Annotated in this window: 20 protein-coding genes; 7 read left to right on the top strand and 13 right to left on the bottom strand. The window is 68.7% G+C overall.

Going from position 1 to position 22,746, the window contains the following annotated elements; all coding sequences use genetic code 11:
• The first annotated feature begins 562 nt into the window (after window positions 1-562).
• The 3 genes from G6O69_RS33750 (at window position 563) to G6O69_RS33760 (ending at window position 4,639) form a co-directional block, all read left to right on the top strand.
• Window positions 563-1,420 carry a peptidylprolyl isomerase gene (locus G6O69_RS33750; protein ID WP_172307583.1) on the top strand — a complete coding sequence of 286 codons (858 nt, stop codon included), beginning with the start codon at window positions 563-565 and terminating at the stop codon, window positions 1,418-1,420.
• A gap of 15 nt (window positions 1,421-1,435) precedes the next feature.
• Window positions 1,436-2,689: a radical SAM protein gene (locus tag G6O69_RS33755; RefSeq protein ID WP_172307584.1), complete on the top strand. Its 1,254-nt coding sequence runs from the start codon at window positions 1,436-1,438 to the stop codon at window positions 2,687-2,689.
• 81 nt (window positions 2,690-2,770) lie between these two features.
• Window positions 2,771-4,639 carry a cellulose binding domain-containing protein gene (locus G6O69_RS33760; RefSeq protein ID WP_172307585.1) on the top strand — a complete coding sequence of 623 codons (1,869 nt, stop codon included), beginning with the start codon at window positions 2,771-2,773 and terminating at the stop codon, window positions 4,637-4,639.
• 12 nt (window positions 4,640-4,651) lie between these two features.
• Here G6O69_RS33760 and G6O69_RS33765 read toward each other — a convergent pair whose 3' ends face one another.
• Entirely contained in the window at window positions 4,652-5,251 is a 600-nt protein-coding gene (locus G6O69_RS33765; RefSeq protein ID WP_172307586.1) for an FHA domain-containing protein, read from the bottom strand.
• A 33-nt stretch (window positions 5,252-5,284) separates the two neighbouring features.
• On the opposite strand from G6O69_RS33765, the gene G6O69_RS33770 reads away from it, so the two are divergent.
• Window positions 5,285-8,131: a serine/threonine-protein kinase gene (locus G6O69_RS33770; RefSeq protein WP_172307587.1), complete on the top strand. Its 2,847-nt coding sequence runs from the start codon at window positions 5,285-5,287 to the stop codon at window positions 8,129-8,131.
• A 7-nt stretch (window positions 8,132-8,138) separates the two neighbouring features.
• Here G6O69_RS33770 and G6O69_RS33775 read toward each other — a convergent pair whose 3' ends face one another.
• The 3 genes from G6O69_RS33775 to G6O69_RS33785 form a co-directional block, all read right to left on the bottom strand.
• Entirely contained in the window at window positions 8,139-8,660 is a 522-nt protein-coding gene (locus G6O69_RS33775; RefSeq protein WP_172307588.1) for a hypothetical protein, read from the bottom strand.
• A gap of 98 nt (window positions 8,661-8,758) precedes the next feature.
• Window positions 8,759-9,247 carry a hypothetical protein gene (locus G6O69_RS33780; protein ID WP_172307589.1) on the bottom strand — a complete coding sequence of 163 codons (489 nt, stop codon included), beginning with the start codon at window positions 9,245-9,247 and terminating at the stop codon, window positions 8,759-8,761.
• A gap of 52 nt (window positions 9,248-9,299) precedes the next feature.
• A complete protein-coding gene (locus G6O69_RS33785) occupies window positions 9,300-10,616 on the bottom strand; it encodes a cytochrome c peroxidase (protein WP_172307590.1) in 1,317 nt (438 codons plus the stop codon).
• 263 nt (window positions 10,617-10,879) lie between these two features.
• On the opposite strand from G6O69_RS33785, the gene G6O69_RS33790 reads away from it, so the two are divergent.
• On the top strand, window positions 10,880-13,456 hold the full coding sequence (locus tag G6O69_RS33790; RefSeq protein WP_172307591.1) for a DNA/RNA helicase domain-containing protein: 2,577 nt from the start codon (window positions 10,880-10,882) through the stop codon (window positions 13,454-13,456).
• Here the strand turns inward: G6O69_RS33790 and G6O69_RS33795 are convergent.
• Window positions 13,453-13,860 carry a hypothetical protein gene (locus G6O69_RS33795; RefSeq protein WP_172307592.1) on the bottom strand — a complete coding sequence of 136 codons (408 nt, stop codon included), beginning with the start codon at window positions 13,858-13,860 and terminating at the stop codon, window positions 13,453-13,455. The two genes, G6O69_RS33790 and G6O69_RS33795, sit on opposite strands and share 4 nt — an antisense overlap.
• 189 nt (window positions 13,861-14,049) lie before the next feature.
• Here G6O69_RS33795 and G6O69_RS33800 point away from each other — a divergent pair, with 189 nt between their 5' ends.
• A complete protein-coding gene (locus G6O69_RS33800) occupies window positions 14,050-14,685 on the top strand; it encodes a DNA-3-methyladenine glycosylase I (protein ID WP_172307593.1) in 636 nt (211 codons plus the stop codon).
• Window positions 14,686-14,709: 24 nt separating this feature from the next.
• The gene (locus G6O69_RS33805) at window positions 14,710-15,546 is read left to right on the top strand and encodes a hypothetical protein (protein WP_172307594.1); all 837 of its coding nucleotides are present in this window, start codon (window positions 14,710-14,712) and stop codon (window positions 15,544-15,546) included.
• Between the two features lie 61 nt (window positions 15,547-15,607).
• Here G6O69_RS33805 and G6O69_RS33810 read toward each other — a convergent pair whose 3' ends face one another.
• From G6O69_RS33810 to G6O69_RS33845, 8 genes are all read right to left on the bottom strand, one after another.
• Window positions 15,608-16,162 (bottom strand): hypothetical protein, encoded by a 555-nt coding sequence (locus G6O69_RS33810; protein ID WP_172307595.1) that lies wholly within the window; start codon window positions 16,160-16,162, stop codon window positions 15,608-15,610.
• The gene (locus G6O69_RS33815) at window positions 16,163-17,251 is read right to left on the bottom strand and encodes an AHH domain-containing protein (RefSeq protein ID WP_172307596.1); all 1,089 of its coding nucleotides are present in this window, start codon (window positions 17,249-17,251) and stop codon (window positions 16,163-16,165) included.
• Between the two features lie 5 nt (window positions 17,252-17,256).
• The gene (locus G6O69_RS33820) at window positions 17,257-18,300 is read right to left on the bottom strand and encodes a beta-ketoacyl synthase N-terminal-like domain-containing protein (RefSeq protein ID WP_172307597.1); all 1,044 of its coding nucleotides are present in this window, start codon (window positions 18,298-18,300) and stop codon (window positions 17,257-17,259) included.
• Between the two features lie 10 nt (window positions 18,301-18,310).
• Window positions 18,311-18,691 carry a DUF4150 domain-containing protein gene (locus G6O69_RS33825; protein ID WP_172307598.1) on the bottom strand — a complete coding sequence of 127 codons (381 nt, stop codon included), beginning with the start codon at window positions 18,689-18,691 and terminating at the stop codon, window positions 18,311-18,313.
• Entirely contained in the window at window positions 18,691-19,728 is a 1,038-nt protein-coding gene (locus tag G6O69_RS33830) for a DUF2169 domain-containing protein (RefSeq protein ID WP_172307599.1), read from the bottom strand. Before G6O69_RS33830 ends, G6O69_RS33825 begins: the two co-directional genes overlap by 1 nt.
• Window positions 19,729-19,733: 5 nt before the next feature.
• Window positions 19,734-21,137, bottom strand: coding sequence for a hypothetical protein (locus G6O69_RS33835; protein ID WP_172307600.1), 1,404 nt, complete (start codon window positions 21,135-21,137; stop codon window positions 19,734-19,736).
• A 14-nt stretch (window positions 21,138-21,151) separates the two neighbouring features.
• Window positions 21,152-21,718 carry a hypothetical protein gene (locus tag G6O69_RS40890; RefSeq protein ID WP_172301285.1) on the bottom strand — a complete coding sequence of 189 codons (567 nt, stop codon included), beginning with the start codon at window positions 21,716-21,718 and terminating at the stop codon, window positions 21,152-21,154.
• Window positions 21,719-21,843: 125 nt separating this feature from the next.
• Window positions 21,844-22,731 carry a universal stress protein gene (locus G6O69_RS33845; protein ID WP_172307601.1) on the bottom strand — a complete coding sequence of 296 codons (888 nt, stop codon included), beginning with the start codon at window positions 22,729-22,731 and terminating at the stop codon, window positions 21,844-21,846.
• Window positions 22,732-22,746 lie beyond the last annotated feature (15 nt).

The following is a 22,746-nucleotide window of genomic DNA, read 5'->3' on the forward strand; positions in this document are numbered from 1 at the left end:
CCAATACGGAGACCAAAGGTTACGAGTTTCGGGGCCGCGACGGGGAAGAACCGCGCGACGGGGCACAACGTAAGTCATGCGATTGGACTGGCAAGTTCGCCCGAGCACGCCGCCCATACCCGAGAGCTGTAGACTCTTGGAGGGCTCAAACGTGGGACGGCCGAACATACGCGCAACTCGTAGTGCATGTTTCGGGCCGACTGGCCGAACGCGCATCGACGCACGCTAGCCTACGTAATCCGCAGCATCTCGCCGACCCGCGAGCGCCTCCAGGATCACCCGCCATATCGCCCCAGACGCGACTGCACTGCACGCCAGCTGCGATCTGGACGCAATCCAAACAGCCTGCTCCGACCCTCGCGTCACTCCAGACATGCGGTGGCTCCGCGCCTAGCCACTGTGACGCCGAGCGCATGCCCGTCCCGTGGCCGACCACCCCAGTGTCCTCCGATAGCACGGCCCACGGCGACCTCAGAGGCTGATCTCGTCTGTGTTCGCTACCAAACGAAACACTTTTCCACCCATGGACCAAGGTGAGTCGAAAAGGCGCTATCGTCCGCAGGTGCGACGGATCGACACGCCCCAGGCCGCGCATCGCCGCGCCTTGCTGACCCTGACCCTGACCTCGATCGCAGCTACGGCAGGTTGTGAGGCGCAGCTCAGCGGTGTGCCCGAGGGCGCCCTCGCCCGGGTCGGCGACGAGGTCATCACCCCAGAGCAGCTCGACGGGACGCACACCCAGCTCGACGCCTACGGTCAGGCACGCTTTCGTGGCGCCGACGGGCAGCGAGCCTTGCTCGACGCGCTGATCACCGAGGAGCTGCTGGTTCAGGAGGCCCGCGACGCTGGCTTCGCTGACGACCCGCGCGTCGAGTGGGCGGTGTTCGAGGAGCTCGCCGAGCTCCAGCGCGCGGCCGTGCTCGAGCGTCGCCTCCCCCGGGCCAGCGTCGCCGCCGACACCGAGGCCCTGCGCGCCCGCTACGAGCGCGAGCGCGAGCAGTTCACCGAGCCCGAGCGTCGCAGCATGCGGGCCACCGGCTTCCCGACCTTCGACCTCGCCGAGGCGGCCCTCACCCGGATGCTCGCCGGCGAGGCCACCCTCGAGGAGCTCGCCGCGGAGCTCCCCGACGGCAAGGTCCTGCGCACGCCCCTGACCAAGCGCGACGACGACGAGTACCCCACCTTCCACAGCGCGCTCTTCGACCCCGCCCTCGCCGAGGGTGACCCCCTGCCGGTGCCCGTGCTCTCGGGGACCGTGGTGCTCATCGGCGAGGTCGACGAGATCCAGCCCGCGACGACCCTGCCCTTCGACGACCCCAAGGTCCAAGAGCAGCTCGTCACCGCCGAGCGAGCCGCCCGCCTCGAGAGCGTCGAGGCCGAGCTCATGACCGAGCTGCGCGAGCGCTACGCGGTGCGCTGATACAATCGCGGGGCCATGGCCAGCCCACGCAGCGTCCGCCCCGAGGAGCTCGACACCCCGCGACCCATCTACGTCGTTTGGGAGACGACCCTCCGCTGTGACCACGCCTGCGATCACTGTGGCTCGCGCGCGGGCCCCGTGCGCGATGACGAGCTCGACACCGCCGAGCTCTTCGAGGTCGCCGACGCCCTCGAGCGCCTCGGCGCCCGCGAGGTCACGCTGATCGGCGGCGAGGCCTACCTGCGTGGCGACGTCTACGAGCTCGTCGCCTACCTCGCCCAAAAGGGCATCCGGGTGACCATGCAGACCGGCGGGCGCGGGTTCACCCCGACCCGGGCCGAGAAGCTCCGCGCCGCCGGCCTTGCCGCCATCGGCGTGTCCATCGACGGCAGCGAGGCGGTCCACGATCGCCTGCGCGCCAGCCCGGGCAGCCACGCCGCCGCCATCCAGGCGATCCGCAACGCCCGCGCGGTCGGGATGACGGTGACCAGCAACACCCAGATAAACCAGCTCAACATGGGCGAGCTCCCGGCCATCGCCGCCGAGCTCGAGGCGGCCGGCGTGCTCGTCTGGCGCGGCCAGCTGACCGCGCCCATGGGCCGGGCCGGCGACCACCCCGAGTGGATCATCCAGCCCTACATGATCCTCGACATCATCGACACCCTCGCAGAGATCCAGCGCGACGCCCGGGCCCGCGCCGAGGCCCGCGGGCTGGGGCCGATGCAGAGCTTCCGGATCACCTTGGGCAACAACCTCGGCTACTACGGGCCGCACGAGTCCACGCTGCGCTCGCGCCCCGATCGTCAAGACCGCTTCTTCAGCGGCTGCCAGGCCGGGCGCTTCGTCATGGGCATCGAGTCCGACGGCGCGGTCAAGGGCTGCCCCTCCTTGCCCACCGCCCCCTACGTGGGCGGCAACGTCCGCGAGCTCAGCCTCGAGGACATCTGGAAGCACACCGAGCACCTGGCCTTCGTGCGCGAGCGCGGGACCTCGGAGCTGTGGGGGCGCTGCGCGAGCTGCTACTACGCCGAGATCTGCCGGGCCGGCTGCTCCTTCACCAGCCACAGCACCCTGGGCCGCCGCGGCAACAACCCCTTTTGCTACTACCGCGCCGACAAGCTGCGCCGCGAGGGCCTGCGCGAGCTCCTGGTCCACGCCGACGCCCCTCCTGGCGCGCCCTATGACTTTGGCCGCTTCGAGCTGCGCGAGCAGCCCTGGTCTGCGGACATCCCCAAGCCAAGCGCGCGCCGCTCCCTGCCGGTGCTCTGACGTAAAATTACCCCAAACGAAGACAGCAGCTGAGGTGGTTTCACAGCTTCGCCCGCGCCGCGTAGGGCCTAGCTTGCGGCCATGCTCTCCCCCTCCAAGCGCCCCCTCCTCGAGCTCTCCCTCTTCATCCTCCCCCTGAGCGCGGGTCTGGCCGCTGGCGCCTGCGTGGATCCAGCCGCCGAGTTCGACCCCAGCGCCAGCGCCGAGCTGCGCGCAGACCTCAATCCTTGCGCTGTGCCGTCGATCCTCGCGTGCCGCCTCGACCTCGAATGCAGCGTCGGTGAACGCCTCGAATCTTGCGGACGCTGCGACCTCGTCGCCGCCCTCGCCTGCTCCAGCTCTTGGGATTGCGATGTCGACGAGCTCATGGATGACTGCGGGCACGACAACGATCACAGCCAGAAGATCGTGCCTGGGGAGGTCGTCGTCGCGTCCTTCGATGACCGCTACGGGAACCGCTACGAGGTCGAGGTGCTCGTCGGCGCGAACTACGTCCAATCCCTGGGCGGCGTGGGCGACTACGCCTGCATGGGCAAGTGTGGCGACGGCTGCAGTCCGCTCGGCTTCGAGGTCGACACCCCCGACATGTTCGAGGAGGCGCTCGGCATCGACTCCATCGAGGCCATCGACATATGGAGCCGAGACTGCCTCGAGCACGACATGTGCAGCTACATGTTCTGGAAGGGCGGCCCCGCCCAGGACCAAGATCTCGACTGCGGCGACGAGTGGGTCGACGTCTACGACGACTTCACCCCGCCCAACTTGCAGTGGACCAGCGAGGGGGCCTTCTGCGCCGGCGACGACGGCGAGGGCCTGCCCCATGAGCGCGAGCACTTCATCGGGCGCAACGGCGACGTCATCTGCGGCCCAGACCACCTCCTCTGGCACTGCAACGCGACGGACATGAACGAGCCCTGGTCCAAGCAGGGCGACTGCGCCCAGGCCACCGTCACCCTCGACGCGGAGAACGCCTGGGGCGACGGCGTGTGTCGCTACTACACCGTCAAAAACGAGCACGACTACCCCGTGTCCTGGATCGCCACGGTCGACGCCCCCGAGGGCGAGCATCTCGAGTACTGGAGCGCCAACCTGCTCGATGACCAGGGCACCAGCTTGGTGTTCGAGGGCGCGGACTACCAGGCCACCTTGGAGCCCGGGCAGACCGCCTCCTTTGGCTACTGCCGCGAGGGCCTGAGCGCCGGCTGCGAGCTCGGCTCCACCGGCTGCGAGGGGCTCGTCGTCGACTCCTATGTCACGACCCAGTGGGAGACTGGGCTGTGCCGCAACGTCAGCGTGGTCAACTACGACACCGACTACGTCGAGTGGCAGGTGATCCTCGAGGTCGAAGGTGAGCTCCAGTCCGGCTCGCCCTGGAACGCCGTGGCCAGCGACTGCGACGGGACCACCTGCACCTTCTCTGGCGCAGGCTGGAACGACGTGCTCACCCCCGACGATCCCGACGACGACTTCCCCGGAGGCGGCTCGGCGAGCTTCGGCTACTGCACCAAGAACCTCTTCGACGGCGAGGGCCAGCAAGAGGAGGCGCCCGGCGAGACGCTCGAGACCACCGTGGTCGTCAGCGGCTACAAGGCCGAGTACTGCGGCGGCTTGGCCTGCGCGTCATGGTGGGAGGACACCGAGATCGACGTGGCGGCCGGTCAGACCGTGAGCCTCTCGTGCCCCGACGACGCCGGCGAGATCAGCTGGACTGACGGCGCCCCTCAGACTTGCGCCGGCCAGGAGGGCACCTACTGGCAGCTGTCCATCGCCCCGGGCTGCCCGGCCTGGTCGCTCGTCGCCAAGGTTGGCACCGACGGGATCTCGCAGTGTATCGGCACCGCGGGCAGCTTCGTCGCCGAGGAAGCCGGCCGGCTCTACCTCGGCTTCAACGACGGCGACATCTTCAGCGACAACTCTGGCAGCTGGTCCGTCGACCTCGGCATCGACTGAGCACGGCTGAGCTCAGCTCAGCTCGCCAAAGCCCGCCTCGACCACCATCCGCGTCAACGCCGAGCGCGTGTTGATGTCGAGGCGGCCATAGATCCGCTCGAGGTGGCTCTCGATGCTGCGCACCCGCAGCCCGAGCAGCGCAGCAATTTCGCGATTCCCCAGCCCCTGGGCCACGAGCTTGGCGACCTGTAATTGACGCGCCGTGAGCAACGCTCGCAGCTGCTCTGCATGGTGCAAGCGTTCCACGGTCCGAGCCTCTCCATGTAGATCGCCAAAGCGAAGCTCGACAAAGGGGCCGAGCATGACGCGATCGCCAACACGAAGCACAGCCACGTCCACGCGACGACCGTTGACCGCGATCCCGTTTTTCGAGTTGAGATCGATCAAGTTCGTGATGCCCTGCGACGTGCGCAGGACCTTGGCGTGGACCCGCGAGACGCCCGTGTCATCGATGCGCAAATCTGCCTCTGCGCCCCTACCGAGCACATGCTCGGCATTTTGGAGCAAGAGCTCGCGCCCGGTCTCCACGCCATTGAGGATCTCGAAGCCCAACCGCAGGAAGGCCGCCGAGGCGTGGGGCCAGACGAGCTGAGTCGTGCTGTCGTCCGCCACGAGTCGAGTATACGCTCGACGCGGGAGCCCAGCTTGTCCGAGCTCGAGTCGACGACACACGCCCAGTCGCTGCCCGCAGTGATCCACGACAACACCGAGCTCGCGCCTGGTGACTTTGTCGATCGCTACGTGATCTTGGCCCGCGTCGGCGCCGGGGGGATGGGAGTCGTCTACGCGGCCTACGACCCCGATCTCGATCGCAAGGTCGCGCTCAAGATGCTGCGCGGGGATCGGCGTCAGGCCTCGAGCACACGGATCCGCCGGGAGGCGCGGGCCCTCGCCCGGCTCTCGCACCCCAACGTTGTCGCCGTCCACGATATCGGGGTGCTCGGCGACGAGCTGTGGCTGGCGATGGAATTCGTCGACGGCTCGACACTCGACGAGTGGCTCGCTGCACGCCCGCGGTCGTGGCCCGAGGTCCTGGCGATCTTCGTCGCGGTCGGCCGTGGCGTCGCGGCTGCCCACGCCGCCTCGGTGCTCCACCGCGACCTCAAGCCCAGCAACATCATGATCGGCGAGGACGGGCGCGCGCGGGTCATGGACTTTGGCCTCGCGCGTGGCGAGGCGGACGAGCAGGAGCCCGCGGATGGGGAGGCGCCGCGGCGCGACGATCCCCTGGTCGAGACGCTCACCCAGCCCGGGGCCGTGCTCGGGACCCCGGCCTACATGGCCCCGGAGCAGCTCACCGGGCTGAGCATCGACGCCCGCGCCGATCAATTCAGCTTCTGCGCCACGCTGTGGGAGGCGCTCTACGGCGAGCGCCCCTTCGCCCGCGGCGACACCGAGGGGGTCTTGGGCGAGCGCAGGGCAACGCGCACGGGCGCGGGAGTGCCTCGCTGGTTGCGGCGAGCCTGCGAGCGCGGCCTCGCGCTCTCCCCCGACCAGCGCTGGCCGAGCATCGACGCCCTCGTCGAGACCCTGGCCCAGGGCCGCTCGCGCGCCCGCCTGCGCGGCCTCGGCCTCAGCCTCGGCGTGCTCGTGGCCGTGGCCAGTGGCGCGGCAGGGGCCTCGCAGATCGCCAGCGAGCGCAGCGAAGCGCGCGTCGTCGCCGCTTGCGAGCAGGCCGGCGCGAGCATCGAGCAGCCCTGGACCCCCGCGCGCCACCAGGATCTGCGCGCCGCCTTGCTATCCAGCGAGCTCGACTACGCCGCCGACGCCACCACCCGCGCCCTCGCCTATCTCGACGACTACGCCAAAGACTGGCGCGAAGCCAAGACCCAGACCTGCCTCGACCACGAGCTGCGCGGACAGATCGACGACGCCCTGGCGAACAAGGCCGCGTGGTGCCTCGAGAACGGCCGGGCCGCCTTCGAAGCGCTGCTCGACGAGCTCAGCGAAGGCCACGAGCTAGCGACCACCCGGGCCATCTCCGCCGCGGCTTCGCTCCCCCCGGTCGCCTGGTGCAGGGATCCCACGAACCTCGCCAGCTTGCCCACGCTCCCCGAGGCGCGCCAGGGCGAGGCGCTCGCGGTCATCGAGACGCTCTCGCGCGCCGACGCCCTGTCCTTGCTCGGGCAGCTCGACGCCGCCCTCGTGCACACCATCAAGGCCGTCGCCGCCGCCGAGACCTTGGACTGGGCCCCGCTCGAGGCTCGGGCCATGGCCCAACTCGCGCGCATGCAGCTGCAACTCGGGCGCTTCGAAGAGTCGCGCTCTTCCGCCACGGACGCCTTCTTCCTCGCCGATCGCAGCGAGACCCTCCGCCTGCGCGCGGACGCGGCGATCCAGCTGATGACCCTCTCGGGCTACCTCGACCGGCGCAGCGAAGACGCCGCGCTGTGGGCTCGCCTCGCCGAGAGCGCGCTGGTTCGCCTCGAGGGCGAGCAGCGCCTGCTCCACGCGCGGCTCGACCGAGCGCGAGCGCTCACCGCCTTTCAACAGGGCGACTACCCGCTGGCCACGCGCAGCTACGAGCGCGTGCTCGAAGCCTACGAAGCGCTCTATGGTCCCAAGCACCCCTTCCTCAACCACGAGCGCAGCAACTTCGCCGCGATCATCGATGTCAGCGGAGACAAGCCGCGGGCCCGCGACATCTTCGCCCAGATCGTCGCCGACTTCGAGCTCACCCTCGGCCCCGACCACCCCGAGCTAGCGACCCCCCTGCGCAACCTCGGGCTCCTCGAGCAGGGCCTCGGCGAGCCCGAGCGCGCGCTCTCCTTGCTCCGCCGCGCCAAGGAGATCCGCCTGACCAGCTTTGGCCCCGAAAATCCCAAGCTGACCGACGACTACACCGCCGAAGCCCTCGCGCTCACGGACCTCGGCCGCTTCGACGAGGCCCGCGAGGCCCTCGAGGCGGCCCTCGAGATCGTGCGTCGGGTCCACGGAGAGAACCACCTCGACTACGGCACGATCCTGTCCTTGCTGGGCTTCGTCGAGCGTCGCGCGGACAACCTCCCAGAGGCCGCGGCGCAGCTCGAGCGCGCGCTGGCCATCGTCGCGGCCAACCGCGAGCACGAGCACCTCGACTTCGCCCGCGTCCAGGTCCAGCTCGCCTTGGTCTACGCCGAGCTCGACCGCCACGACGAAGCCCACCACTTGCTCGAGCACGCCCTCGCTACGACCGAGGCTTCCATCGGCCCCGACAAGCCCGAGGTCGCAGACTCGCTGATCCCCCTGGCCAAGGAGGCCCTCCACCGCGAGCACAGCGACGAAGCCATCAGCCTCGCCGATCGAGCGATCGCCATCCTCGAGGCCGATGGCCACTCCAAAGCGATGCTGGGAGACGCCCGCGCGACCCGAGCCCGCGCGCTGTGGCAGCGGGGCGATCACCAAGCGGCCCGAGAGGTCGCCCGCGCCGCCCTGGCCGACTTCGACGATGCCGGCAGCATGGCCGCCGAGCAGGAGCGCGAGCGCCTCGCGGCCTGGCTCGCCGAGCGTTAGGAGGACCCTACCAGCCCGAGTTGGGCACGCCGTACTCCGGCTCGCCGTCGGTGTCGCTCGCAGAGTCGATCTCCGCCAGACCGAGCGCGCCGCTCTCCCCCGAGTCGGTCTCGGCCACGCCGTACTCCGGCTCGCCAAAGGTGTCGCTCTCCCCCGAGTCGGTCTCGGACACGCCGTACTCCGGCTCACCGGTGGACTCCGAGTCGTCCGTGGCGCTCGTCGTCTCCCCCGTGTCCGGCACCCCGTACTCCGACTCCCCGGTGGTCGTCGTATCCGTCGTGGTCTCGGTCGTCGTCTCGGCGTCCCCGCTGTCCACCGTCTCGCTCCCGCTCTCCGCCGTGGTCGTATCCGGCACCCCGTACTCGGGCTCGGCGACCACCGGACAAGCCGCCAGGGTCAGGCCCATCACGATCAGCGGCAGCGCCGGGTTGTGGCTCGCGGTCCGCAGCGCGCTGCCACAGTGGGGGCACTCGCGCTCGCTGATCAGCACGTGGTTTTTGCAGGAGGGGCAAGGTGTGAGTCGATTCATGGTCGGGCTCCGACCTGACCATGCTCGCTCATTTTTGCGCAAAATGCACCCCTCGAGGACAACGCGAGCGCGACCCGCCGCGCTCCAGCGAGCCGCGCTCAGCTCCCCGAGTCGGTCTCGGCCACGCCGTACTCCGGCTCACCCATCGTGTCGGTCTCGCCCGAGTCCGTCTCCGCCACGCCATAGTCCGGCTCCGCGAAGGTGTCGCTCTCGCCCGTCTCGGACACGCCGTACTCCGGCTCGCCGGTGGACTCCGAGTCCTCCGTGGCGCTCGTCGTCTCCCCCGTGTCCGGCACCCCGTACTCCGACTCCCCCGTGGTCGTCGTGTCGGTCGTGGTCTCGGCCGTAGCGTCGGCGTCTCCGGTGTCCGCCGTCTCGCTCCCGCTCTCCGCCGTGGTCGTCGGATCCGGCACCCCGTACGCGGGCTCAGCATCCGCTGGGCAGGCCGCCAGGGTCAGGCCCAACATGACCAGCGGCAGCGCCGGGTTGTGGCTCGTGGTCCGCAGCGCGCCGCCACAGTGGGGACACTCGCGCTCGCTGATCAGCACGTGGTTTTTGCAGGTGGGGCAAGGTGCAAGTCGAGTCATGGTCGAGCTCCGGCCCGACCATGCTCGCTCATTTTTGCGCACGATGCACCCCTCAAAAAGGATCGGCCCAGCGCGCCTCCCCAGCCAGGGTCTCGTCGGTGAAGGTGCCCAGGAAGGCCACCAGGGCCGCGCGCTCGTTCGCGTCGAGGTTCAGGCGCAGCGGCAGCTGAGGGTTGTTTGGATCTCGCAGGCGCGCGTCGAGGTTCTGCGTCAGCTCGATCCCCTCGCTGTAGTGCAGGACCACCTCATCCAGGGTGTCGAAGCGCCCATCGTGCATGTAGGGCCCGGTCTGCGCGACGTTCCGCAGCGAGGGGCTCTTGAACGTCCCAATGTCCGTGGCCACCCCAGTGACGGCCCCGTAGCCCTCGTCCCCATCGTCGGGCAGGCCGTTGTTGGCGGGAATGTTGACGAAGGCAATGGCCAGGTTGTCCGTGGGCGGCGGCGGAACGACCCCGGCCGGCGGCGGCGTCAGGGGGTTGGCGAACATGTGACAGGTCCCGCAGCGCCCCCGCCCAAAGAAGATGTCCTTGCCGAGGTTCTCCTCCGCCGTGAAGTTGGGGAAGTCCTGATCCACCTCGCCGGCCAGGGCGATCACGCCTTCGTCCCAGCGCGACTGGTATGAAACGATCGAGCGCACGAACTGCGACAGCGCCTGCGAGATCCGCTCCTCGCTCACCTCGGCGTCCCCGAAGGCCGCCTCGAAGAGCGGCGCGTAGTAGTCCGCATCCTCGACACGAACGAGCAGCTCGTCGAGGGTCAGGCCCATCTCCGCGCTGTCCTGGATCGGCATCAGCACCTGGTCCTCCAGCGTATCCGCGCGCTCGTCCCAGAACATCGCCCCACGCCCGTACCAGCGCTGGTTGATCAAGGGCATCGAGTTGCGCCCGGTCAGGTCGCCGTCGAAGCCGGTCGACAGCGCCACGTCGTCCGAGAAGCCCAGGGCCGGATCGTGGCAGGAGCCGCAGGCCACGCTCCCGTTTTGGCTCAGCCGCTTGTCCCAAAACAGCACCCGCCCCAAGGTCGCCCCCGCGTCGGTGATCAGGTTGTCGCCGGGGGTGTTGTCCGAGTTGATCACGAAGGTCGTCTGAAAGTGATCGGGGAGCTCGGGGCTGTAGTTCAGCAGCGCATCGGGCAGCGTCGGTGAGGGCAGCTCGGCCAGCGCCTCCTCGCCGCTGCTGTCGGCGCTCGACTCGTCGACGCTCGACTCGTCGTTGCTCGATCCATCGGTCGCCTCCGCTTCGTCATCGCCGGCCGCGTCCTCGTCGATGTCACAGCCCGAGAGCAGCAAGGGCAGGACCAGGACGGCCGTGGCGATCGAGGCAGGGGTGAAGAAAAAAGCCAGGTGCTCGATATCGGGCTTGCTAAGCATCGCAAGGTCTGCATTGCGAAGGCCGTGCCGAGGCTCAGACCGGCGTGAGAGGGCGCTGAGCGGGGTTTGGGACAATGCTGCGGGAAACTCGAGGCGACGCGTGCGAAGCCTGCATGCTTTGCCGGCAGCTGGACTGCGAAGCTCGCAGGGGCGGACTGTGAGCCCTTGGAGCACATCCTTCTCCAACGCTGCTCGTCCGCGGGGACTGGGAGCACTGCCAACGTGGCGCTACCATCGCCAAGCTTCGCGAAGGGCGACGGGCAATGGCTCGCTATCTCTACTTTGCTCCCCTCCATGACTTCCTGACCGCGGTGGACGACCAGACCCTGGTCCCCACGCTCCGCGATCGACTCCTCGAGCTCTCCGATCGCCCACCGAGCGCCGCCGAGGTCGAGTCCTGGCGACGCTCGCTCCCCGCCCTGGCCGAGGTCCTCGCCGACCCGGTATTCGCCACGGGCGAGATCTTCGTCGAGCTCTTCATGCCCCTCAACGGCCGGCGCTGCGACGCGCTGATCACCGGTCACACCAGCGCAGGCCCCAGCGCGATCGTCATCGAGCTCAAGCAGTGGTCCTTCGTGACCAGCTCCCATCTCAGCGACCACGTGTTCGCCGGCGGCCGCAACGTCTTGCACCCCTCGGTGCAGGTCAGAGACTACGTCGAGACCCTGCGGCACTACCACAGCGCCTTCACCTCGCCGGAGATCGGGGTTGGGAACAAGAGCGGCCAGCTCGCCCCCATCGCCCTGCACGGCGCCAGCTTCCTGCACGAGCTCGACCCGAGAAGCGACAAGGCCGAGCTGCGTGACGAACAGCGCTACGCAACCTCCCCTCGGGACTATCCGCTCTTCTTCGCACGCGAGCGCCGTCTATTCGCGAAGTGGTTGGCACAGCGCCTCGTCCCCGGCCCGGGCAAGCCCGCCGCCGACAGGATCCAGCGCGGTCACCCCCTGCCCAGCCCCAAGCTCCTCGACACCCTCGTCGAGTGCATCAAGGGCCAGTCCGACTGGCGTCTGCTCGACGAGCAGAAGACCGCCTATTTTTCGATCCGCCACGCCGTTCAGCTCGCCCGAGACGGCGGCGAGCAGCGCGTGGTCATCGTCCGCGGCGGACCCGGGACCGGCAAGAGCGTGCTGGCGATCCAGCTGCTCGCAGACGCCGCTCGCCAGCAGTGGGCCGTCGCCCACGCGACCGGCTCCAAGGCCTTCCAGGTCGTGCTCCAAGGCCGCACCCAGGCCTTCGCCCTGGACATGGCCAAGCGGATCCACGGCGTACGGACCAAAAAAGCGCTCCCTCTCGGCGACCTGTTCACGACCTTCGCCGATCTCGCCAAGCTCGGCGCTCGAGATCCCCAGCGCCTCGATCTAGCGATCTGCGACGAGGCCCACCGGCTGTGGAAGCACCGGCGCATGAAGTACCCGAACGGCAAGGTCGAGTGGCTCAGCGAGGTCTCGATGATCGACGAGGTGCTCGCCGCCAGCCGAGTGAGCGTGTTCTTCCTCGACGACAACCAGTCCGTGCGCGCCGGAGAGATCGGCAACTCTTCGCTGATCATCGAGCGCGCCGCAGCCCTCGGCATCCCCCACGAGCTCCACGAGCTCGACGCACAATTTCGCTGCGCCGGCTCGACCAGCTACATCCACTGGGTCGACGGCCTGCTCGACTTTCGCGCCGGCCTGGATCACGAATGGCAGAGCGACGGCGTCTATCAGGCGCGGATCTGGGACGAGATGCGCGCCATGGATGACCACCTGCGCGCGCTCGCCAGCCAGGGGCGACGCTGCCGTCTGCTCGCGGGCTACTGCTGGCGCTGGTCCAAGCTCGACGGCCTCGGCCAGCAGCCCCACGACCTCCTCGACGCCCGCTTTGGCGGCTGGTCGGGCGCGTGGATCCACAAGACCGGCCAGCATCGAAAGCCAACGGAGAACCAGTACTTCAAGTGGGCCCTCGACGACGACGCCTACGAACAAGTCGGGAGCATCTACGCGGTCCAGGGCTTCGAGTTCGACGACATCGGCGTGATCTGGGGCGAGGATCTGGTGTGGCGAGGGGATCGCTGGGTCGCGCAGCTCGAGTACAGCAAGGACAACGACTTCAAAAAGCAGCTGCGCAAGAGCGCGCTCGATCCGGTCGAGAAGCTGCGCAACGTCTACCGCGTGCTGCTCACACGCGGCATGCGATCGACCCACCTCTTCGTGCTCGATGACGAGACCCGAGAGCACCTGCGCGCCTGCCTGGCCGCGAGGCCGGCTCGCCAGCGCCTGGCGGTCGGCGCTCCACTACCCCGCGACTCCAAAGCTCGACCCCTACGCCTCGCGCCCGAGTCTCCGCGCAGCTTTGCGCCTCGCTCCGTCCAGCCAGCGAGCGGCTCCCCGTGGACCGAGGCCGTGCCCTTCCTCGACTTCGAGGCCGCGGCGGGTGGCTTCAGCGGCGCGTGGCGAGACCTTATCGATCCCGCCCACAGCGAAGACTGGGTGACCTGGGAGGGCGCCCCCGCCTTCTTCCCTGGCGACTTCGTCGCGCGGGTTCGCGGCGCCTCGATGGCGCCGATGATCTCCGACGGCGACTGGTGCCTATTTCGCCCCGCGCCGATCGAGCAGGCCGTCGGCCGCCCAGCCCTGATCCGCCTGTCCGGCGACGCCCCCGACGCGGGACGCTTCAGCGTCAAGGTTGTCGAGGTCGAGTGGGCGCCGCTGCCCAGCGGAGAGCTCGTGCGCAGCGCCCTGATCTTGCGCAGCCTAAACCCCGACTTCCCCGACCTGCGCCTGACCGCGAACGACGAGGGCGAGGTCACCGTGCTCGCGCTGGTCCGCCAGGTCCTGGGCCGCCGCGAGCTGGCTTAGGACGCCCGCTCGAGTCGCAGCTCCTCGGCTGCCAAGAGCGCGTATCCCCACTCGATCGCCGCGTCGAGGTCCCGGAGCACCACCCGCGGCACCGCGAGCGCCGAGAACCACTCCCACGCGTCGACGCAGTCCCCCGCCAGCACCGCGACCCCCATCAGCGTCTGCTCGAGCATCGCGCGGTGCTCGAGCACCCACAGCGCGCGCAGCTCCTCGTGGACCCAGCGCATCCCTCGACCGCAGCTGGGATCGAGCACCGCGAGCGCCCGCTGGCCGCGATACAACAAGCGCGCATGGTCTTCGCGCTCCTGCGCCAAGAATGCGCGCAGCTCGAGCTCCGAGGGCTGCCCCGTCTGGACCATGAGCCGAATGGGCTCGAAATCGGTGATGACCTCGATGCGCGACATCAGCCGCTCTCCCGCTGCCAAGGGCCCCGGAGGGCCTGGTTTGCCAACACTTCGAATATGGCACCAAATGAAAATCCAGCAATGCACACTGCACGGTTTTCATATGACCATAGCCCCGCGGGCGTCCCCTCCGCCGCGCGCTGGCCAGGATCGGCGAGGCTCCCCAGGCGTGCGAGACTCCGCGCGAAAATGGCGAAGCGCGACGGTCTGATCACCCACGATGGCATCACCCGCTGCTGGTGGTGCGGCGAGCTCGAGGACTACCAGCGCTACCACGACGAAGAGTGGGGCTTCCCGGTCGACGACGACCACCGCCTGTTCGAGAAGCTGTGCCTCGAGGGCTTCCAGTCGGGGCTGAGCTGGCTGACGATCCTGCGCAAGCGCGAGGGCTTTCGCCGCGCCTTCGCCAACTTCGACTTCGAGGCCATCGCGCGCTGGCGCCCCGCGAGCCGGACCGAGAAGCTGCTCGCCAACGCCGACATCGTCCGCCACCGCGGGAAGATCGAGGCGACCTTGAGCAACGCCCGCCAGGCCTGCGCCCTGGCCGAGGAGTACGGCTCGCTCGCGGCCTACTTTTGGCGCTGGGAGCCCGATCCCAGCGAGCGCCCACGCAAATACGACAAGGCCAGCCTGGCCGCGCTCGGCCAGACCCCAAGCGCCAAGGCCATGGCCAAGGACCTCGAAGCCCGCGGCTTTCGCTTCTTTGGGCCGACCACCGCCTATGCCTTCATGCAGGCCATGGGGATGGTCAACGACCACCTCGAAGGCTGCGCCACCCGCCCCGAGGTCGAGGCGGCCCGCGCGGCCTTCAAACGCCCGAGCTGAGCCGAGCCGCGCTATCATCCGCCCATGGCCCCGCGGTCCCTCGAGCGCGCCCTGCCCTGGTTGGCGGCCCCGACCTCGGTGTTGCTGACCGTCGCCCTCTACGAGCTCGGCGTGCTCGGCTCTGCCCCCCGCGACGACTCGAGCTGCGACTGCACCCGCGAGCTGCCCATCCCCACGGACGAGCCCGCGCGCGGCGGCGGCGAGCTCGACGGCTTCGATCGCCCGCACCCCGCCGCGCGCGTCGACCTCCGCCAGGCCAGCGAGCGCATCGAGACGCTCGAGGCTCAAAACGAGCTGCTCGCCGAGCGCTCGGTCACCGGCGAGCTCAGCTACTACGGCATGGCCCAAAGCGAGCTCGAGGCCATGGCCCGGCACTGCGACGTGCGCACCGACTACCCCACGCGCCTGGACGAGCAGAGCGCCGAGGACCTCGGCCTCGACCCCGACGAGCGCGCGGCTTATCAGCGCGCCATCGAGGCCTTCGCCGCCGACGAGGCCGAGCACTACCGCGCCATCTACCGCGAGCTCGTCCCCGACGACCCCGAGGCGGACACCCTCGCCCTCGCGGACCTGCGCCGGGCCCTGGTCCGCAAGGTCGGCCGCGCGCGCAAGCCCGGGGATGATCAGCTGCGCCGCCACGTCGCCGAAGAGCGCGCTGGCATGCGATCCCCGCCCGAGGATCCCGCGGCGCTCTCGGCCTACAACCGCTACAACCGGCTGCGCTATGACGCGGGGGAGCGCTTCGCTGGGCGGCTGGAGGAGGAGCTGGGAGGCGAGCGCGCCGAGGAGCTGCGCCGGGCGCTGGCGGGCTGGCCAGGGGCGCGCACGCGCGAGTGGGGCTGCCCGGAGGATGAGGACTGAGCTGGGTTGGATCAGGCTGGATCAGGCTGGATCAGGCTGGATCAGGCTGGATCAGGCTGGATCAGGTGCAGGGCACCGGGGTGTAGTAAGCGCCGAGGACGTCGGCGGCCTCGAAGGCCTCCTTGACCTCTTCGGAGATCAGCAGCCACAGCGGGTCTTCGGCCAGGCGGAACATGGGCATGCCCATGGTGCGCGACTCGTCGATGACGAGGTCCCAGACGCTGATTCGGCCGGGGTGTAGCTTGCGGAAGTTCGAGTTGCCCTCGTCCATGCAGGCCAGGGCGCCGATCAGGTAGAAGGCCTTGTAGTCGGTGATGTGCTCGCCCGTGCGGGTGGTGATGTCGGCGTCGTAGAGGTCGAAGTTGTCGATGCCCAGGGACTCGAGGATCGCGAGGACCTTGGGGGAGAGGAGCGGGAGGCCGGTGAGGAAGAGGTCCGGGATGATGTCGCCGCCCATGTCTTTGGAGAGGTCGACGGTGATCGGGGCGGTGACGGTGGCGGTCCAGGGGATGCCCAGGAGCCAGGGGATGTGGACGAAGCTGGCGCGCTTGACCAGGGAGAGGTCTTCTCGGCCTTCGTAGGAGTAGTCTTTTATTCGGTAGTACACAGATTCCATTCACTCCAAATAGTAATTATATGCATGCGCTGACACATAGTCACACCAGCCGCTTTTTTCCCCCGAGATTCTCTTCGCAAGATCCTTTGACTCACAGTTAATCCAATCAATGATAGCGTACGGTGGATTATACCTAGACTTACCACCTTTCACTTCTCGAGGACGACAATTATCCTTACCACACCCTCCCCCATTCATCGTAAAACTAGTTGCCAGCGCGCCCACAAAATCACAGCGATTTCTCGCCTCCTGTGCATATGAAACACTGCCATCAGAACTCACACCAAGCCTCCGATCTGGAGCCTTCTTCTTTTCAAACTCACTCTTACCCTTATGCCTCTTTTCCCTCCTCGCCTCAAACCTGTCCCACTCAGAGCCGGACCATTTTTCGTTGTCGTCAACCCACTTGAATTTCCCTATACCAACAGACTCATTCACGCTCACAGAATCCCCCCCGTACTTCATATCACCGTAACCACCACAGTGCCTCCCCGTATGAAACTGTCGTTCAACTGCCACCATCACTTTCTTAGCGACACTATATTTACACTTCTCACACAAACTACCCTTTGGATATCCGGGGAGAAAAATCCCATTAGCTGGCCCATCAACACTATATCCTATATCACTAAAAATCTTACCCTCATCAGCGCATGCCCAAATCTCAAAATGAGATCCATCCATTGACTCAACGCCAGGTATAACATGATGAGCCTCACCTCCAACCTCACGAACACCATCACCAATATCACACTCACCACAAGAACCCAACAACCCACAAAAATCAACGCCCCAACTCGCACCCCCCTCCTTGCCCAGACCATCACTTCCAAGAGAGGAACGATATGGTTTATTACTGTCAGTCTTATACACAAATCGATGACCACACTTAGCATAACCCATCCCCTCATCACCATTCACAAAAGCCCTCCATATAGCTTTACCTAGCCGCCCAGACTCTTTCTCGCACCCCCTCCTCGTCTTATATTTGACACTCTCAGCATTTTTATAGCTATTACAAAACGGACATTCAATTTTTTTATTACCATCATGTCCTAAAACAGCAGCATGTAATGCAACCTGAGCCATCTCTCTCACTCCTTTCCAGCAACCACAACAGCCCGAACCCCATCGTCCGAGCTAGCGTAAACCACCAAAGGCCCCGCAAAGCGTCTCCGCCGCAGCCCCTCGATGGCGAGTCCAAGCGCACTAATCCCCGCAGCCGCCCCGAGATCGCCGTAGCTCATCGCCGGGTGCATGAAGCGGACATCCTCGGTCAGCGCGTGGCGGTTGCGCAGGATCGCCACGCCGAATTCTCGCGTCCAGTAGTGTTCCCCATTGAAGCTCGTGAACACGGTCGAGACCCGCTCCCCGAGCCCCTCGCTCACCTGCCCCATCGCCTCCGCCAGCCCCTCGCCCAGGTAGGGCGCCTCGCTCTCCCGCGTCCCGGGCTCCAGCCCCAGGCCCAGCCTCGAGATCCGGGCTCCGCACCCTCGCTCCACCTCCGCCAGCCGCCCGCGGGACACCAGCAAGAAGCCCGCGCCCTCCCCCGACGAGTAGCCGTCGGAGTGTTCCAGCGTGTGCAGCCGGTGGGCGAGCGAGCGCTCGGCGAGGGTTTTGAGATCGATCCCGCTGTCGACCCCGCCAACGATCACCGCCTGCGCCCGGCCTTGGGAGATCAGCGCGTCGGCGAGCTGGAGCAGGGTCAGCGCCGTGGCCCGGCCGCCCGGCTCCAGCCGGCTCCTGGACCAGTCGAGCTCCACCCCGGACTGCACGGCCAGCAGCCCCAGCAGGTCACGAGGCAGGCGCGGATCCCTGGGCGCCGCCAGCAGCAGCGGCGGCGGCGTGGCCAGGCGCAGGTCGCCCACGAGCGTGGCCAGGGCGAGGCCGGCGATCTTCAGCATCCTCGTGGTCCGCACGTTCAGGGCCTTGGCCCTGGCCGCAGGCAGGCTCCCCGAGAGCGGGGGCAGCACATCTTCGGGCAAGGGCGCGAGGTAGACGGGGTCGTCGTGCAGGTCCATGAAGCTGCTCTCGATCACCCGCGAGACGCCGGCGCGCACGGCCGTCTCCACGGCTTGCGTGTACAAGCCGGCGGCGTTGGCCAGGGCGACCCGCTGCACGCTCAAGTTGATCTCCATGCGTCCCGCCTCAACCCATGATGTTTTTCTTGTTGTGAAAGAGCGAGTCGCCGAGGCGGCACACGCCCTTGCCCTCGATCTTCACGTCGAAGCTGTAGAGCACGTACTCGGCCTCGTCCATGACGGCGTTGCTGATCACCCCCTTGAGGGTCCCGGGCTCGTCGCCGCTGGTCCGTGCATAGACCGCGCCCTCGGTCATCGGCATCTCGCCGTCGACCTTGACCGACTTTGGGCCCTTGTCGGTGTCGCTGGACTTGCCGATGTTCGGGTAAGGGAGCGGCACGGGGCCGCCCGGGCTCGGGGTCTTGCAGACGTCGGGGAAGACGGGGCTGAGGCCTCCGCTGCCCTTGTGATCGACGCCGCGGCCGTTGGCGAATACTGTCTGTGCCATCAGTTCTCGTCCGTGCTCTGCAGGTCGACTTTGACCTTGCGGATGTCGAGGAGGTGCTTGTCGCAGGGGTGGGCGGCGCGAAAGCTCAGGCTCACGCGGCCGAGATCGGGCTCGAAGAGCACGGTCTCCAGGTCGGCCGCGAGCGCGCAGTCCAGGCGCCAGCGCCGGCCGTGCTTGACCTCGATCTTCCAGTCGAGGCGCGGGAGCGCGAAGTTCAGCGTGCCCTCCGGCGTGAGCCCGTGGAGCTCGACGGGCTCGTCGCCGAGCAAGAAGCGATCGAAGCGCAGCTGCGGATCCGCGGCGTTGAAGAAGCCCGGGTCGCAGTCCTCGGGCAGATAGGGCGCGCGGCGGCGCTGCCAGGCGGCGTCGTAGGTCCCGGCCAGCGCGGCCCGGGGCTGCCAGTGGGGCGCGATGAAGGCGTAGCAGGCCGGCAGGGCGTCCTGACCAAAGCGCTCGAAGGGCACCCGCGGATCGACGAGGTTGGGCACCGGCTCGACGTGCAGCTCCGCGTTGGGTCTGCCCTTGGCGAAGCCGCGGCCCACGGGGTTGCGCGCCTCGACCGTGTAGCGCTCGGTGCGGGGATCCGTGGGCCCGCGGCCACCGTAGGCCCGCTCCCAGATCAGGGGCATGGACACGAAGGGCTCGGGGGGCGAGGGCCGTGGACCGACCGCGCCCGGCCGCCAGCTGCGATCGCCGTAGACGCGGACCACCTTGGCGCGCTCGGCCACGCGCACGCAGGTGTCGACCATCTGCGTGGGCACGCCGCCCCTGGCCCAGGCGCTGCCCATCAAGACCACGTCGGTGCCGCGCTTGCCGGGGTGCAGGTCCGAGGCGCACAGCAGGCTCGAGGCCCCGTCCTCGCCGCGGTAGCGATCGACGAGCTCGGGCTCGGGCTGCTCGTCGCTCGGCTCGCCCACGCCCGCGCGGTTCAGGGCGAAGCTGGCCCGGATCATCACGAAGAGGGTCTCGCGTCCGTCGCGGCCGGGCAGCGGGGCCAGGCTCATGGCGAAGGGGGTGTGGTTCTCGACCTGCAGCATGGTCTTCAGCTCGCGAGGCTGGCCTGGGGGTCGATGGCGGGCAGCTGGGCGAGCTGCTCGAGCTGCGCGTACTGGCGCCTGGAGAAGACCCGGGTGTCGAGGAGGCGCTGGCCGCCGCTGCGCGCGGCGAGCTCGAGGCTCAGCGGGTGGCGGCGGCGACAGGGCAAGGTCCGCAGGGCCGCCATGAAGCGCTCGCCGTCCATGGCCACGCCGCCCAGGTAGCGTCTGCGCTCGTCCAGCTGCGCGCGCGCGCCCGCCCACCAGCTGCGGACCTCGTCGGGGTTGGGCAGGCGCAGGTCGGCGATCGGCCCCGGGACCAGCTCCACCTCGAGCTCCGGCTCGTCTTCATCCTCATCTTCGTTTTCGTCCGCGTCTTCGTCTTCGTCTTCGCGCAGCCAGTAGCGGTCGTCCTCGGGCAGGCCGGCGATGTGCGAGCACAGCTCGCCGGCGGCCCGGGCCAGGTCCGGCTCGAGGTCCTGGTGAGCCATGAGCTCGACGGCGAAGTCGACGGCGGCCAGGCGCCCGGTGAAGGCCAGCGGCCACAGCGAGGCCGGCTTCAGATCGGCCACGCCCGCGCCCATGACCGCCGCGAGCAGGCGCGCGTGCACGCCCGCGCCGCCGAGCAGCGCCGCCCACAGCCGCGCCCGCTCGCGCAGCTGCCCCTCCCCGGCCCAGGCGAGCTCGAGCACCCAGGAGAAGATCGGCGCCGGCCGAGTCACGCAGGCCGCGTCCAGGGCGGCGAGGCGTGGGCCGAGCGCCTCGGCCATCAGCGGCCCGCGCAGGGCGTCGAGGACCGCGGGATCCTGGCTGCCCCGCGCCAGGTGGCAGGCCGCGGCGACCACCGCCGGGTCGTCGTCGTTCAGCCACGCCACGGCCCGCGCGTCCGCGACCACGCCCCGCGCCGCCAGGCCGCGCAGGCGCGTGGCCAGACCTGGGCCCGCGCGCTCGCTCAGACCCCAGCCCAACCACTCGACCAGGCCGGGGCGCTCGCTCAGCTCGACGGCCCGGGTCAGCGCCCGCCAGTGCGCGCGCGCGGCCTCGTCGAGGCTGGCGAAGCCGTCGAGGCCATCGAGGACCTCGAGCACGCTCCCGCAGTCCTCGCTCGAGGCGTTGTTCAGGAGCATCGCGGCCGCGATCACGGCCTGCCCGGGGTCGGCCTCGGTGTCGCCGATCAGCGGCTCGAGCAGGCGCGCGCGCACGGGCTGACCGCCCGCGGCGAGGCCCTCGATGTGGGCCAGCGTCCTGGCCTCGAAGCTGCCCGCGAGCTCGTCGAGGCGATAGAGCGGCGAGTCCAGGGCGTGATCCCAGCGCTCGAACAAGAACGCGGCCTCGTCGAGGTGCTCCTCCGCGACCTCCCACAAGATTCGTCGTTCGGGGTCCATGTTCATGATCTCCAAGCTCGCTGCCATGAGATCCCTGGGCCTCAGTTGAGCGCGACGCTGCCACCGCGCACGCGGTTGACCCCATCGGCGCGGGTCTCGACGTGGGTCCCGCGGACGATCACCCGCCCGTTGGCGCGCAAGGTGATGCTGGCCTTGCCGCAGCGCAGCACGAGCTCCTGCGTGGCCGCGAGCACGCAGCGCTTCCCGTCGGCGTCGACGCTGACCTTGGGGCCCAGGCCAAAGTGGTCGTGCTCGGGGCCGAAGCCCTCGTGCTCGTGCTCGTGCTCGTGCTCGTGCTCGTGCTCGTGCTCGTGCTCGTGCTCGTGCCGTCCCGCGGGCGCTGGGTCTGCGTCGAGCTCGAGCAGCTCCCGCGCTTCGAATAGCGCCTCGCTCGCAACGAGGGCGGCGCTCGCTTCGTACTCGCCTCGGGGCTGCGCGCTCGCGACCTGCTCTGCGGGAGGAGTCTCGACCTCGACCACGGACGAGGGCTGGTCCGCGATCAGCGAGGCGAGCATGTCCGTGGCGCTCGCCTGCGCTTGCTTGGAGAGCTCGGAAGAGAGCGGCCCCTTGGGCAGGGGGCCAAACCTGGATGCTGCGTCGTCGGGCATGGTGGCGTCCTCGCGGGCGAGCGTTTTGCTCGGCCTCGCAACACCACCGTCGCCGGCGGCGGGGCTGTGTTTGCCCGCCGCCCCTGATCTAGCTGATCAACCCCGCTCGACCCGAGCGAGTCGGATCAGGGCACGACGGCCACGGGCACCGACGAGATCGCCGCGCTCTCCGAGGCGACCGAGGGCACGATCACGCGGTGGAGCATGCCGTGGTGTCCCGAGCCGCTGACCAGCATGCACGCCTTGGCGGCGCTCGCCGCCTCGATCAGGCCAGGGAGCACCGGGCCGCGGACCACGCTGGTGCGCACGCCGGAGATGTCGTGGGCGCGCATGAACTGGGCCATGCGCTCGTTGCCGCGATCGAGGATCTCGCGGGCGAGCTGCTCCCACCGCTCGGACTGGATGAAGCCCGCATATCCGAGCTGGTCGGGCATCTCGGCCAGGTGGAGCAAGAGCAGCTCGCGGCCCAGGGAGTCGGCCACGCCCTGGGCCCACTTCACGGCGCGGGCCGAGGACTCCTGGAAGTCCACGGCGACCACGACCGGACCCTCGCCCACGTTGGAGGCCAGGAGGTCCGAGGGCGCGACGATGATCGGCAGGCGCAGCCTACGCAAGAGCTTGCGCGCGACGATGCCCAAGCGCGGGAAGCTCCCGGTCGCGTCGCCCGGCGCCCGCCGTCCGACGATCAGCGCGGTGCTGCCCTGGTCGACGGCGCGGGTCTCGAGCAGCTCGACCGCGTCACCGCCGAGCACCTCGGGCGCGTGCATGTGACCGTCGTGGGCGATGCTGTCGAGGATCTCTTTGCCGCGCTGCTTGAAGGCCCCGATGATCGTGGCCTCGTCGGCGTGGCGCATGAGCTCGACCATGGCGTCGGGCTCGATCACGTGCAGCGGCCGGACGTGTCCGGCGGCCTTCATGTTGGCGGTCTTGCACAGCCACATCGCGTATTCGATGGCGCCGGTGGTCTGCGGGCGAAGATCGAGGCCGAGGGTGAATTCGAAGGGACCGGACATCGCGGCCATGCTCGC

It is taken from the genome of Pseudenhygromyxa sp. WMMC2535 (assembly GCF_011083025.2).